This is a genomic window from Komagataeibacter melomenusus, from assembly GCF_013155395.1.
GTDB lineage: Bacteria > Pseudomonadota > Alphaproteobacteria > Acetobacterales > Acetobacteraceae > Komagataeibacter > Komagataeibacter melomenusus.
The window spans coordinates 142,541-154,660 of record NZ_JABJWC010000002.1 but is presented as its reverse complement, the minus strand read 5'-3'; the positions used below and the strand labels follow the sequence as shown (position 1 = coordinate 154,660).

At 61.4% G+C, this 12,120-nt stretch carries 11 protein-coding genes; 6 read left to right on the top strand and 5 right to left on the bottom strand.

Annotated elements, in window-relative coordinates:
* A partial coding sequence (locus tag HNW77_RS17505; protein ID WP_206677820.1) for a hypothetical protein occupies positions 1-187 on the top strand: 187 nt, incomplete at its 5' end.
* A gap of 11 nt (positions 188-198) precedes the next feature.
* Positions 199-606, top strand: coding sequence for a hypothetical protein (locus HNW77_RS01810; RefSeq protein WP_172154815.1), 408 nt, complete (start codon positions 199-201; stop codon positions 604-606).
* Positions 607-824: 218 nt separating this feature from the next.
* Here the strand turns inward: HNW77_RS01810 and HNW77_RS01805 are convergent, their stop codons facing one another.
* Both HNW77_RS01805 and HNW77_RS01800 read right to left on the bottom strand, forming a co-directional pair.
* Positions 825-1,319: an RcnB family protein gene (locus HNW77_RS01805; protein WP_172154813.1), complete on the bottom strand. Its 495-nt coding sequence runs from the start codon at positions 1,317-1,319 to the stop codon at positions 825-827.
* A 341-nt stretch (positions 1,320-1,660) separates the two neighbouring features.
* A complete protein-coding gene (locus HNW77_RS01800) occupies positions 1,661-2,812 on the bottom strand; it encodes an acyl-CoA dehydrogenase family protein (protein ID WP_172154811.1) in 1,152 nt (383 codons plus the stop codon).
* 500 nt (positions 2,813-3,312) lie between these two features.
* On the opposite strand from HNW77_RS01800, the gene HNW77_RS01795 reads away from it, so the two are divergent.
* Entirely contained in the window at positions 3,313-4,650 is a 1,338-nt protein-coding gene (locus tag HNW77_RS01795; RefSeq protein ID WP_172154809.1) for a CNNM domain-containing protein, read from the top strand.
* Between the two features lie 15 nt (positions 4,651-4,665).
* On the opposite strand, the gene HNW77_RS01790 is transcribed toward HNW77_RS01795, so the two are convergent.
* Together HNW77_RS01790 and HNW77_RS01785 are read right to left on the bottom strand one after the other, a co-directional pair.
* Positions 4,666-5,160 (bottom strand): hypothetical protein, encoded by a 495-nt coding sequence (locus HNW77_RS01790; protein ID WP_172154807.1) that lies wholly within the window; start codon positions 5,158-5,160, stop codon positions 4,666-4,668.
* A gap of 187 nt (positions 5,161-5,347) precedes the next feature.
* A complete protein-coding gene (locus HNW77_RS01785) occupies positions 5,348-6,325 on the bottom strand; it encodes a hydrogen peroxide-inducible genes activator (protein WP_172154805.1) in 978 nt (325 codons plus the stop codon).
* 142 nt (positions 6,326-6,467) lie between these two features.
* Between HNW77_RS01785 and ahpC the strand changes: the two genes are divergently transcribed.
* The 3 genes from ahpC to HNW77_RS01770 all read left to right on the top strand — a co-directional run bounded on the left by ahpC (position 6,468) and on the right by HNW77_RS01770 (position 10,329).
* Positions 6,468-7,031, top strand: a complete 564-nt coding sequence (ahpC, locus tag HNW77_RS01780; RefSeq protein WP_172154803.1) for an alkyl hydroperoxide reductase subunit C — start codon at positions 6,468-6,470, stop codon at positions 7,029-7,031.
* 86 nt (positions 7,032-7,117) lie between these two features.
* Entirely contained in the window at positions 7,118-8,701 is a 1,584-nt protein-coding gene (gene ahpF, locus HNW77_RS01775) for an alkyl hydroperoxide reductase subunit F (protein ID WP_172154801.1), read from the top strand.
* Between the two features lie 236 nt (positions 8,702-8,937).
* Positions 8,938-10,329 carry an NAD-dependent succinate-semialdehyde dehydrogenase gene (locus HNW77_RS01770; RefSeq protein WP_172154799.1) on the top strand — a complete coding sequence of 464 codons (1,392 nt, stop codon included), beginning with the start codon at positions 8,938-8,940 and terminating at the stop codon, positions 10,327-10,329.
* 64 nt (positions 10,330-10,393) lie between these two features.
* On the opposite strand, the gene HNW77_RS01765 is transcribed toward HNW77_RS01770, so the two are convergent.
* On the bottom strand, positions 10,394-11,899 hold the full coding sequence (locus HNW77_RS01765) for a glucoamylase family protein (RefSeq protein WP_172154846.1): 1,506 nt from the start codon (positions 11,897-11,899) through the stop codon (positions 10,394-10,396).
* Between the last annotated feature and the right edge of the window lie 221 nt (positions 11,900-12,120).

The following is a 12,120-nucleotide window of genomic DNA, read 5'->3' as shown; positions in this document are numbered from 1 at the left end:
GTCATGGTGCGAGCTAATCGTATCCGCTCATAATATGCAATACGCTATATTAAATAGCACAAGAAAATATTATCAGGCCATGCCATGTTCAGGAGCAGATAGGCAGGCCGCGCAAAACCCGGCTTTTCTGCCTTGGCGTAGAATGGAAATCCTGCAAGCATTATGGACGGATAAATATATTTTATAGAGGGACAGGATATGAAAAAAGAAATAGAAAATTTTTATCAGGAAATAGGGTACGCCCTGGTCGAGGCGGTCGGGGGTGTATCAAAAAAGACTCTTCTGTATGTGGAAGGCGATGAAGGATATATTTCCGATGCCATTTATTTCCTGAATGATCAGGGCACGATCGAATTGAGAATGTGCTCTGACGCATTGGGTGATTTACTGTCTGACTTCTGGTATGAATGCAAAAATAACAATACGCAAAATGTATGGAGAATAATGTTATATAAAATAGAAAATGAAAAAATAAAAGTAGAATTCAGATATCCTGATGAAGTCAACATCTATGAAGAAAATACTTATCGTCAAGATGCAGTAAAAGATTTTTTCGGGAAATCGGACGTCGATTATTCGTATATTTTACAACAAATGAAAAAATGACAGCCATTAAGCGCATGTGGGGGGTGTGAACCCGATCATGCCGATGAATGAACCGGCCGTGCCAGGTCTTGCGTAATGCACGTATATTTTAAAGAATAGCTGTATTTGCGATTATTGTGCAATCAGCGCTTAGGGTGCTGCCAGCCTGTACGGGCGGGCGTTCATAGGGCCGCGGGGCAGGGGATCTGCCGCATGGCCCTATGCGCGTCCTGTCGCCGTTAGCGGATGCCGCCGCCCAGCGTAGCGCTGACCACGCCCGCGATCACGCCGGTGGTGATGGCTGTCAGCAGATACTGGTTGCCATAGCGCATCCACTGGTAGCCTGAGGGCGGGGCGGAGAGGCCACGGTGGTCCTGCCAGTCATTGACAATCCAGCGGCTGTTGCGCGGGCCATCATAACGCTCGCCCTGATGCCATACGCGGTTCATGTCCGGATTGTTGTCACGCCAGCCGCCATCGCGGTTGTCGCCGGGGCCTGCCATGCGGTGGTCGGGGCCGCCATGCGGGGCCGGGCGGTGCTGCGGGCCGGGCGCAGGACCACGCTGCCCGGGACCGTGCTGCCCAGCACCTGCATGCGGGCCTTCATGCCCTGCGGGGGCGCCCATGCCGCCCGGACCGGGGCCTTGTGGCCCGCCATAGGGCTGGGCCTGGGCCGATGTGGCAAAGCCCAGCAGGCATGCTGCGCCAAGTGCCAGAAAAGACTGTTTTTTCATTATGCTTACAGGCCTGATCCTGAGTGTTGGGGTCAACCCTGAACCTGCGGCATGCAGGCAGGGGTCACGGTAGTCATCACGTCCGTGCCGTGTAGTACCCCGCACGGAAATCGGACAATCCGGTCATGGGGCGGCGGTCTGCTGCCTTGTGCCGCTCCATGCAGACATCACGGCAAACCCGAGGAACAAGAATACCAGCATCATTCACGCAACCGGCTGCCGTTTCACCCATGTTTATACAAGCCTAACCATATCTGGAATATGGTAATTTCAATACGTTTCGTAATAAGGCATGTCCGCCGTTATCATGCATGAATGAAATGGAACCCGCATAAATCCGCTTACTGCCCCGCCTCAAGCGCCACGCGCCCTGCGCTGGCCAGCGCCACATCGGCCTGAGGGGTGTGGATGCGCGCGCACAGCACGTTGCGGTAATGCCGCTCGAGCGGGTTGTCCTGGCTCAGCCCCGGGTTGCCGATCGCGGCAAGGCCCAGTTCAACCGACTTGATGGCGTTTTCGGTCACCACATATTTGGCCAGGTTGGCTTCATGCGCGGGGTAGTTGCCGCTTTCTGCCCTGGCCAGCGCGGTTTCAATCAGGCTTTCATTGACCATCAGCAGCGCATCGATCTCGCCCAGCAGGGTCTGGAAGCGTGGCAGCGTGGCCAGTGGCCTGCCCAGCGCGGTCGGCACGCGCTCATGCAGGAAGGTGATCAGCCAGTCCCGTGCCGCGCGGGCCACGCCATCATACAGGCAGGCAATGGCCAGCACATGCCCCACCACCAGCGAGCCATCGCGGTTGTGCCATGCGTCGGGTGCGCGCAGGTCCACCAGCGCCGTGTCGGGCAGTTCCACGTTGTCAAACACGATGGTGTGGCTGCCCGTGGCGCGCATGCCCATCTGGTTCCAGCTGCGCTCTATGCTGACCCCGGGCAGGGTCAGGTCCACGAGTACCTGTCCCACGCGTGGTTCCGGCTCGTCGGTCGCGGCCCAGACGGTGCCCCAGCGCAGGGCGGTGGACCCGGTGGAATAGATCTTGCGCCCGTTCAGCCGTGGCCTGCCATCAACCCACGTGATGCGCGTGCCCGGCAGCCCCCCGCGTGAGGGCGTGCCCAGTTCAGGCTCGACCCGCAGCGCATTGATCAGCGCGCCTTCGCGCAGGGCGGTCTCGATCACCTGCCTGCGCGCGGCCTCCGGCCAGTGGGTGGCCTTGGCAATGACGGCGTGCTGCAGGTAATGCATGCCCACGATCAGCGCCGTGGTGGGGTCGCCTTTGGCCAGCGTGCCGATCACCTCGACAATCTGCCGCAGGCCGCCCCCCTGGCCGCCATCCGCACGGGCTATGGTCAGGCCCAGCAGGCCGGCTGCCTGCACGTCATCAAGGTTATCGGTCGCGATTTCCCCCGATCGGTCATAGGCCGCCGCGCGCTGCGCAAAACGGGCCGCCATGTCGGTCAGGGCGGCTTTGGTCCGGGAGGGCGGCGTTGCGTTCATGGATCACCTGTTTCCTTGCTACGGCTGTTCATGCCTGCGTGCGGGCGAGAGCACGCAAACGGTACCACAATACCCCCAGTGCCGGGGAAGACGCGCGGCATGACAAGCGCCATGTGTCTTTTCTGACAGATAATGCAGAATTATAACACCATCAATAGTGATTTTATGGTTTCACCATAATTAATGGTTCCATACGCGATCCCGTTCCTGCCCGGCGCCAACGCAACAGCGTTCCTGACGATACGAGATATGCGGGGCGGCCTGATGTCCCGCCTGGCGGAAAAAGATTCTACGCTTAAAACGATAATGATCCTGAAACGCTTATGTTCCGTTCGTTTTTCGGCCTGCTGGCGCATCGTGGCCAGGGCTGTCGCAGGGCCGTGATCCGTGTTTTTCCCGATATGCAGGGGAAGTAAAAAATATCCGTCTCGTGCATATGGTGCTGCCGACAGGGACAGGCGCGTGTTATACAGTCCTGCATTTATTTTGTGGGTGTTCTGGTGGTCCTGTTTTTTTCTGGCCTGATTGCGCTTGTGCTTCTGGTCGCGCTTAATATATTTATTTCGCTATCAGAAATATCATTTGCCGCCGCCCGTGATGTCCGCCTGCGCTCCCGCGCCGAAGCGGGGGATGAGCGGGCGGTTGCCTTCCTCAAACTGCGGCGCAACAGCGGGCAGGTCATGACCGTGCTGCAGATCTGCCTCAACGGCGTGGGCGTGCTTGGCGGCATGATCAGTTCGCAGATGCTCTCGCCCTCGCTCACGCATGGCTTTACGCAGTGGGGCCTGAACGAGACCACGGCCGGGACGCTGGCCTCCGTGCTGGGGTTCATGCTCGTTACCGGCCTGTTCGTGCTGTTTGCCGACCTGCTGCCCAAGCGCATCGCCATGAACGCGCCTGACAAGATCGCACTGGCCGTGGGGTGGTTTCCTGCCCTGGCGTTGCGGCTGCTCTTTCCCATCGTGTGGGTGTTTTCCAGGGTGTCGGATGCGATCCTGCGCGCGCTGCGCATTCCGGCGGCCTCGGCGGTGGAACCCGTAACGCCGGAGGACCTGCGCGCCATTCTGGCCGCCGGCACCGCCTCGGGCGTGCTGCTCGAGCAGGAGCACCAGATGATCCAGAACGTGCTGGGGCTTCAGGACCGCTCCATCACCTCCGCCATGACCCCGCGTGACGAGATCGTGTTCCTCGACCTGCAGGAAACCACCGAGATGCAGAAGGCCAAGGTGCGCGCCAAGCCTTATTCCCGCTACCCTTTATGTAATGGCGGGCTGGACAACGTGGTGGGTTCCATCCGGGCGGAAGACGTGCTGGCCGCGGTGGTGGACCGTGATCCGGCCACCGCGCCACCAGCCATGCGCACGGGCGGCCCCATGGCCGAGAGCCCGATCTTTCAGGTGCGCCGCGATGTGCTCTCGGTGCCCGAAACCATTAATCTGTGGGATACGCTGGCCCAGTTCGACATCCACGGCGTGGGTTTTGCGCTGGTGGTGAACGAATACGGGCTGGTCGTGGGGCTGATTACCTTCAAGGACATCATGGGGGCGCTGATGGGCGGGGTGGCCAACCCGTTCGAGGAGCAACTGATCGTGCGGCGTGACGCCAATTCCTGGCTGATTGATGGCGCGGCCTCGATTGGCGACGTGCGGCGTGAACTTGACGCCACCGATCTTGATGAAGCAGGACCGTTTGACACGATCGGCGGCTTCATCATGCACCGCCTGCGCCGCATGGCACGCAAGGCGGACCGGGTGGATACGATGGGCTTCCGCTTTGAAGTGGTTGACGTGGAGGGCTTTCGCATCAACCAGCTTCTTGTGACCCGCCTGAACGGGTAGCGGATGCGCGTGGGGTCACTTATCTCTGGGGGTGGGGGCGATGGATTGATATTCCAGTATCGGGCCGTCGCCATTGGTTGACTTGATCTTGCCCGTCAGCGTGACGTACTGGCCCAGATAAGACGTGAATTCGCTGATTGAATTCTTCGGGTCATGTTCCGTAATCGGGAAGAACGTCGTAGGCGTTACGTTGCTGTCTTCAATGTAGTCACCTTCCCCCGTATTTTCAATTTCCCTGAGCCGGTAGGGGGTGTCCGTTTTCAATATGGCGTATTTATAGTAAGAACCTGAATGTTTGTCCCTGGTTTCAACAAATTCTATTGTGCCCTTGATCGTAATATCGGACCCATCATCTACAGTGGTCGTATAATGTGGTGCGGAGTATTTGATAACCAGACTGGTATCATTATCGCCAGCATGGCTTTGGCTTGAAAAAACGCAGAGGACGGAAACGGAAATAACGAATGAGGACGCAAAAATCTTACCCCATGAGACAACAGTGCGGCGCATGTCGGGTTCCGTGCTTGTGTTGAAAGAAAGGGGGCGAACCGAACGCCAGCAGCCAGCGTCCATTCACGTGATAAACCCTACACTAAACAGAATTCCCTGATTGTCCAACGCACTCGGGGCAAGCCCGGCTGGCCGCCGCTGCGGGTGGCAGGCTGTTTTTGCCGCCGGATTCAGGGCCGGTTGGCCATCAGTCCCTGTGCGGCATGTCCGGCTCAAGGGTCATGCAGGTTTTTGCGGGGAAGTGCGGCAGCGCGGTGCAGCCTTCGGGCGTGTTGTTGCGCAGGCAGGTGGCGAAGTCGGCAAAGGCGGCCCCGCGCGGGTCGGACGCGCGCCAGACCAGCCCGATGGTGCGGCTTGCTGCGGGAATGGGCTGGACCGTGATCAGCCCTTCCCATTCGCCGCGGTTGCGCAGGGCGAGGCGGGGGATGAGCGAATAGCCTTCGCCCGCGCCAATCATGTGCCACAGCATTTCCAGGCTTGCGGCCAGGCGTTCGGGCTCGTGGTTCGATGACATGCCGCACAGGGCGAGCGCCTGGTCGCGCAGGCAGTGCCCGTCTTCCAGCAAAAGCAGGTCCGGCCCCTTCAGGTCGGGCATGGTCAGGTTCTTGCGCCCGGCCAGCGCGTGCTCGGCGGGGAAGGCGGCCAGGAACGGCTCGCTGAACAGCGGCACGCTATGAAAGCCCTCGCCACTGACCGGCAGGGCCGCGAGCACGATATCAAGTTCGTCATGGCGCAGCATGCGCAGCATGATGTCGGTCAGGCTGTCGGTCAGGCGCAGTTGCAGTTGCGGGTAGTTGCGGCGCAGCAGTGGCAGCAGGTTGGGCACGTAATAGGGGCCGAGCGTTGCAATCACGCCAATGCGCAGCAGCCCCTCAAGCGGGCCGGTGCGCACGCGCGCGGCCTCGATCATGGCGCGGGCGGCGGCCAGCACCTCGCGCCCCATGCCGATCAGCCGCGCGCCATCAGGCGTGGGGGCGACATGGCGGCGCGAACGCTCGAACAGGACCACACCCAGCAGCGCCTCCAGCTTGCGCACCTGCTCCGACAGGCCGCCCTGGCTCACGCCGCACCGCTCGGCAGCGCGTGAAAAGTTGCGCAGGTCATCGACCGCTACAACATATTCGATATCACGCAGGGAGAGGCCGGAGAGGGGAATATAGGTCATGCGTATAGATAGAACCTATTTTGGATCATTTGTAAAAAGGTTTCTCCTATCACAGACATTGACAGAAACAGTTTCTGCGCATTTCGTGTACGTGGGATAAGACCCCGTCGACAACTGACACGCGAAACCAAGGAGCAGTCCAATGGCACGCATCAATGACTCGCTGAAACCGTTTACAACCGACGCTTTCCATAACGGCCAGTTCATCAAGGTGAGCGATGCCGACGTGAAGGGCAAATGGTCCGTCTTTTTCTTCTATCCGGCGGATTTCACTTTTGTCTGCCCGACGGAACTCGAAGACCTCGCGGATAATTACGCCGCCTTCCAGAAGCTGGGCGTGGAAATCTACTCGGTCTCGACCGACAAGCATTTCACCCACAAGGCGTGGCATGACACGTCGCCCGCCATCAGCAAGATCAAGTACGTCATGCTCGGCGACCCGACAGGCCACATCGCACGTAATTTTGATGTGTATATCGAGGAAGCGGGCGTGGCCGACCGTGGTGCGTTCCTGCTCGATCCCGAGGGCAAGATCCAGTACATCGAGATCACGGCAGGCAGCGTGGGCCGCAGCGCCGCCGAACTCCTCTCCAAGATCGAGGCGGCGCAGTATGTCGCCTCCCACCCCGGTGAAGTCTGCCCGGCGAAATGGAAGGAAGGCAGCGCCACGCTGACCCCCTCGCTCGACCTCGTGGGCAAGATCTGACCATGCCTCCGGCCCGGTTCCTGCAACATGCAGGGGCCGGGCCGGAACCCCCGCACACCCTGCCTGAAAAAGTGGAGAGACGTGCCATGTTGCAAGATGCCATCAAGACGCAGCTCAAGGGTTACCTCGCCAGCCTCGCGCACCCCATCGTGCTCGAAGCCTCGCTGGATGACACCCCGCCCTCGCGCGAGATGCATGAACTGTTGCACGAGGTCGCCGCCCTTTCCGACAGGGTGCAGGTCAGCGAGCAGGGCGAGGCTACCCGCAGGCCCTCCTTCGTCATCAAGCAGGCAGGCGCCAAGACGGGGGGCGTCAGCTTTGCCGCCATCCCCATGGGCCACGAATTCACCTCCTTCGTGCTCGCCATGCTGCAGGTGGGCGGGCATGCGCCCAAATTCTCCGATGACATGGTGGCCCAGATCCGCGCCCTGCCGGGGGAATACAGTTTCGAGACCTACGTGGCGCTGTCATGCCAGAACTGCCCCGACGTGGTGCAGGCGCTCAACGCCATGAGTGTCATCAACCCCAACATCCGCAACGTGACGATCGACGGCGCGCTGTTTCCCGATGAGGTGACGGCCCGCAACATCATGTCGGTGCCGCAGGTCTACCTCAACGGCAAGCTGTTCGAGACCGGCCGCGCCGATGCGGGGCAGCTTCTCGCAAAGCTCGATGCGGATGCACCGAAACGTGCCGCGGCCAAACTGAAGGATATCGCACCCTTTGACGTGCTGATCATCGGCAGTGGGCCGGCCGGGGCCTCGGCGGCAATCTACGCGGCGCGCAAGGGTGTGCGCACCGGGCTTGTGGCCGAGCGCTTTGGCGGCCAGATGATGGATACCGAGGGCATCGAGAACTTCATCTCCGTGCCCGAGACAACCGGCCCCAGGCTCTCGGCGGCACTCGAAGCCCATGTCCGCGCCTATGATGTCGATGTGATACCGGGTGAGGTGGCGACCGAACTCTTCCCCGCAGCGCACCCCGGCGGGCTGCATGGCGTGGCGCTGGAAAGTGGCGCGATCCTGCATGCCCGCACCGTGATCGTGGCGACTGGCGCGCACTGGCGCCACCTTGGCGTGCCGGGCGAGGAGGAATACCGCAACAAGGGCGTGGCCTACTGCCCGCATTGCGATGGCCCCTTCTACAAGGGCAAGCGCGTGGCGGTGGCAGGTGGCGGCAATAGCGGGGTGGAGGCGGCCATCGACCTTGCCGGTATCGTGGCGCATGTGACGCTGCTGCAACGTGGCTCGCGCCTCAAGGCGGACAAGGTGCTGTGTGACAAGCTGGCCACCCTGCCCAACGTGACCGTGCTGACCGAGGCGCTGACCACCCGCATCGAGGGCAATGGCCGCAACGTGACCGGCCTGACCTATCGCGGGGGCGACGGGGCGGACCATCATGTCGACCTGGAAGGCGTGTTCGTGCAGATCGGCCTGCTGCCCAATACGGACTGGCTGAAGGACACGGTGGAGCGCAACGCATTTGGCGAGATCGTGGTCAATGACCATGGCGCGACCTCGGTGCCTGGCGTGTTTGCCGCAGGCGATGCCACCACCACGCCCTACAAGCAGATCGTCATTGCCATTGGCGAAGGTGCGAAGGCCGCGCTGTCAGCTTTTGACTACCTGATCCGCGTGCCTGCGCCGGTGGAGAAGAAGGTGCCGGCCTGAAGAGGGGCCGCTCCCAGAACTTCAGATCATTGAACTTCAGATCATGCCGCCTTCCCGAAAACAGGCGGCAGCCGGAAGCGCTTATTGTCTTGCTGACTGCATATGGCAGGCAACCCGCGTAGCTGCCTGCCGTTGGGCCAGAACAGGCAGCATGCAGGGGCCTGTCCATGCCCCATGATCGGTCATCGGGTCGCTCCTGCACGAAAGCCTGCATCATTTCGTACGGAGGCAGAGCAATGGCCTACAGGACCGTCAATCCGTTTACCAACGAGACCCTAGCCACATTCCCTGACCTGACAGACGCGGAACTGGCGCAGAAGCTTGATTGCGCCCAGGCCACTTACCGGCAGTGGTCAAAACAGCCCTTCAGCGCACGGGCGGCCATTGTGGGGCGCGCGGCCCAGCTACTGCGCCAGAACAACGACCATTACGCCCGCCTGCTGACACTCGAGATGGGCAAACTGTACCGCGAGAGCCTGGCGGAAGTCGAACTCTCGGCCGATATCTTGCAATACTACGCCGATCATGCCGAGGAATTCCTCGCCCCCCAGAAACTGACCGAAAAAAGTGGCCGGGGCGATAACGCCATGCTGATCAGCCAGCCGCTGGGCATCGTGTTCGCCATCGAGCCGTGGAACTTCCCGTACTACCAGCTTGCCCGCGTGGTCGGCCCGCAGTTCATGGCGGGCAACGTGGTGGTGGTCAAGCATGCCTCCAACGTGCCGCAATCGGCGGCGGCCTTCGAGCAGCTCTTCCGTGATGCAGGCGCGCCGGAAGGGCTGTACACCAACCTTTACGCCACCCGCGACCAGTTGGGCGAGATCATTGCCGATGACCGGGTGATTGGCGTGGCGCTGACCGGCAGCGAGGGGGCAGGGGCCATTGTGGCCGCTCAGGCGGGCAAGGCGCTGAAAAAAACCACCATGGAGCTTGGCGGCAGTGATGCCTTTATCGTGCTTGATGATGCCGACATGGAAAAAGCGGTCAAATGGGCAGTGTGGGGGCGCATGAACAATGGCGGGCAGTGCTGTGTCGCCTCCAAGCGCATCATCGTGGCAGATGCGATTGCCGATGAGTTCCTCGACCGGTTCGAGACCGCGCTGGCCAGACTCGTGCCCGGTGACCCGATGGACGAGAAAACCGGCGTGCCGCCCCTGTCATCGCAGGCGGCAGCGGACCAGTTGAACGATCAGGTCGCCCTTGCGGTCAAGCACGGTGCGATCGCCATCCGCGTGGGCGAGGCCCCACCCGAGACCGGCGCGTTCGTGCAGACCACCATCCTGACCGGCGTAACCCCCGAGAACCCGGTTTTCCACCAGGAACTGTTCGGCCCCGTGGCCATGTTCTTCCGCGTGCACGATGATGAGGAAGCGATACAGCTTGCCAATGACAACCCGTACGGGCTGGGCGGCTCGGTCTTTACCCGCGATACCGCGCGCGGCGTGCGGGTGGCCGAGCAGATCGAGACCGGCATGGTCTATATCAACCACCCCACATGGACCACATGCGACCTGCCTTTTGGCGGGGTCAAGCGCTCGGGGTTCGGGCGCGAACTCTCCTCGCTCGGCATTCAGGAATTCGTCAACAAGAAGCTGATCGACGTGGTGCCGATCGACGCGGCGCCGTGATCCCTGGCAACAGGTTCCGGGTGACGCCTTTTTTCAAAAAGGCGGCGTTATCACAAACCCGCTTTTACGAGGGATGGGGCGCCGCAGGCAACACGGCACTGGCATGCGCGCCGTCCATCGCCGCAGGCGGTGTGGCGGGCTGCGGGGCGGTTGCCGTAACGGGGGCCGCAGGCAGCCAGCCGCCCTCAAAGCCCGCGCGTTCAAGTCCTGTGCGGATATAGGGGCTGCGCTTCATCACGTTCCACACCAGCCCGCTGCGCCAGTTTTCAATCATGAGCAGGATCGGGCCCTGGTCGATGCCCAGATATTCGTGGTCGGTCCAGAACGTTTTTCCATCATGAAAGCTGGGGTTGAACGCATCGACAAAGCCGTACCGGCCATAAATCTGCTGGCCATAGCGCGCCTTCATGTCGCGCAGGGTGGGCAGCACGATCTCGGGCGCAAAGGCTATGGAACCGGCTGCGGCGGTGGGGGCGATGGTGCCGTCATCCTGCGTATAGTCGCGCCCCGCGCCACGGGCGGAATAGGCCAGGAAATGCCGCGGCTGCCCATCGATCTGCTGCGTGGCGTCACCGGGGCCATCGCACGCTGTCAGGCCCCACGTCGTGGCGCTGTAGCCCTGCCATTTGCCGGGGTTGGCAATGGCATAGGCCTGCTGGGCATAGACCGCGCGGCGGCTGTTCTCGAAGTAGTCGATCTGCTTCTCGCGCGCCCAGGCATCATGCAACCCGCGAAAGTCGATCCAGGCATGGGTGTACTGGTGGCCAAAAAGCGGGGCGAAGTTGAGAAAGGTCTGGCCGTAATAATCACCCCAGCGCTGGTTGTTGGTGGCAAGCCAAGCCTGCCACGAGGCGGGTTCCAGCCCGTGGGTGGGGGCGCCGAGGCCAAGGATGTAGGCCATCATCCCCTCGCTGTAGCCTTCCCAGTAATTGGGGATGAACTGGTGCTCGGGGCTCCAGCCCATGCTCAGCCGGTTATCGGGCCTGCGCATCCACTGCCAGTCCACGCGCTGGTACAGCTTGTCGGCCAGGGCGCGGATTTCGCGCTCGGGGGCCGTATTGCCGGTGTAATAGGCCTGCGCAAACAGCACGCCCTGCATGAGCAGCGACGTGTCGATGCTGGAGAGTTCGATATCACGGTTGAAGCGCAGGCCGGTCGTGCGGTCGAGGAAGTGGTAATAAAAGCCATGATAGCCAGTGGCCTTGTCCGGGCTGTCATTCTGCGGGCTCTGCATCAGGTAGCGCAGGGTGGCGAGCGTGCGCTGCACCGCCTGCGCGCGCGTGATATAGCCGCGCTCGGCCCCGATACCGTAGGCCGTCAGCCCAAAGCCCACGGATGCCACGCTGCTCAGGGTCTGGGGCGAGGGGTAGCGGTCGGGTATGAGGCCGGTGCGCGGGTCGCCCGCATCCCAGAACCACTGGAAGGTGCGTCGCTCAAGGTCGCCCACCATGATGGAATCGGCGGTGCCGGTCCCGATGGGCGTGGATGCTGCGACCGGGGCAGGTGCTGCAGGGGTTGCGGCCCATACGGGCGGGGCAGAGGTGCAGCACAGCACTGCCGAGAGGAACATGCCTGCATAGGCCCGCGTGTGTTTCAATCGCAAAGCCCGGTCTCCTGCCTGATACTATCGCATGCCGTTATGAATTCAGATCAGGCAAGATGGCAAGATCCCCGCCTCGCTTTCGGGGCGGAGTTGCATTGCAAATTGTAACGATCCGGTTACGCCCTGCCCGGATGCCTGGACCGGGTGGCATGCCATCAGGCGCCGGCCGGCACATCACCTTCATGGCA

Coding starts and splice junctions, on each gene's coding strand:
- ahpF (WP_172154801.1), top strand. CDS start 7,118: ATGTTGCAAGATGCCATCAAGACGCAGCTCAAGGGTTACCTCGCCAGC.
- HNW77_RS01765 (WP_172154846.1), bottom strand. CDS start 11,899: ATGTTCCTCTCGGCAGTGCTGTGCTGCACCTCTGCCCCGCCCGTATGG.
- HNW77_RS01770 (WP_172154799.1), top strand. CDS start 8,938: ATGGCCTACAGGACCGTCAATCCGTTTACCAACGAGACCCTAGCCACA.
- HNW77_RS01790 (WP_172154807.1), bottom strand. CDS start 5,160: ATGCGCCGCACTGTTGTCTCATGGGGTAAGATTTTTGCGTCCTCATTC.
- ahpC (WP_172154803.1), top strand. CDS start 6,468: ATGGCACGCATCAATGACTCGCTGAAACCGTTTACAACCGACGCTTTC.
- HNW77_RS01810 (WP_172154815.1), top strand. CDS start 199: ATGAAAAAAGAAATAGAAAATTTTTATCAGGAAATAGGGTACGCCCTG.
- HNW77_RS01805 (WP_172154813.1), bottom strand. CDS start 1,319: ATGAAAAAACAGTCTTTTCTGGCACTTGGCGCAGCATGCCTGCTGGGC.
- HNW77_RS01800 (WP_172154811.1), bottom strand. CDS start 2,812: ATGAACGCAACGCCGCCCTCCCGGACCAAAGCCGCCCTGACCGACATG.
- HNW77_RS01785 (WP_172154805.1), bottom strand. CDS start 6,325: ATGACCTATATTCCCCTCTCCGGCCTCTCCCTGCGTGATATCGAATAT.